Raw genomic sequence first — 820 nt, forward strand, 5'->3', positions numbered from 1 at the left:
GTCATGTCCGGGATGCCGGTGGTGACATCCACTCGCGGTTCCAGGGGTTGTCGGCGTTCTACCACGCTCCGGAGGCGGAGCGGTTGTTCGCGACGACGAAGCCGGTCAAGGAGAAGGCGGACGCGTTCGCCGACGACCTGGAGAAGGTGTCGGGCGCGTTGTCGTCATACGCCACCGAAATCCGTCCGCTGGTGGCGAAGCTGAAGCAGCTGAAGACGGACGCGGCGGCCTTCGTCTCCTCGGTCAAGGACGATGACGAGTGGGAGTACGACGAGGACAAGGTCGACGAGCACAACAAGCTGCGGGATGAGATCACCGCGACGGTCGCGGCGTTCTGGGCGGCGGAGCGTACCTGCCACAACAAGATCACCGCTCTGTGGGGCGGGACGCAGATGGTGGCCGGGGACGGTTCGAAGAAGAAGAACCAGTACGGCTTCAACGCCGAGGACATGAAGAACGCCAAGCTTCCCTGGGGCGACCCGGTGGAGGAGAAGCACCACTGGTACGAGGTCGGCCACTGGGTGAAGTCGTTCGTGTGGGACGGCCTGATCGTCGACGGTATCTGGGGCACGATCAAGGGCCTGGGCACGCTGGTCGGCTTTGGTGGCTGGGATGCGATGAAGCAGGCCTGGAAGGGTCTGGCCCAGCTGGCGACCGGCCTGGCCATCACGGCGATCCCCGGGGCGCAGACGTGGTTCTGGACGGCGTCGGACAAGGACATGCCGTCCTGGCTGCGTGACTCGCGTACCGCGATGAAGGAGACCGGCAAGGCGCTGGTGGCCTGGGACCAGTGGGGCAAGAACCCCGCCCGCGCGGCCGG

General features: G+C 66.0%; 1 pseudogene. It reads left to right on the plus strand.

Features of this window, described 5'->3' with window-relative positions:
- Positions 1-820 (plus strand): annotated as a pseudogene (locus GTY47_RS37475) (protein phosphatase); the annotation flags it as partial.

It is taken from the genome of Streptomyces sp. SID5464, from assembly GCF_009862985.1.
In the GTDB taxonomy this organism is placed as follows: domain Bacteria; phylum Actinomycetota; class Actinomycetes; order Streptomycetales; family Streptomycetaceae; genus Streptomyces; species Streptomyces chartreusis_D.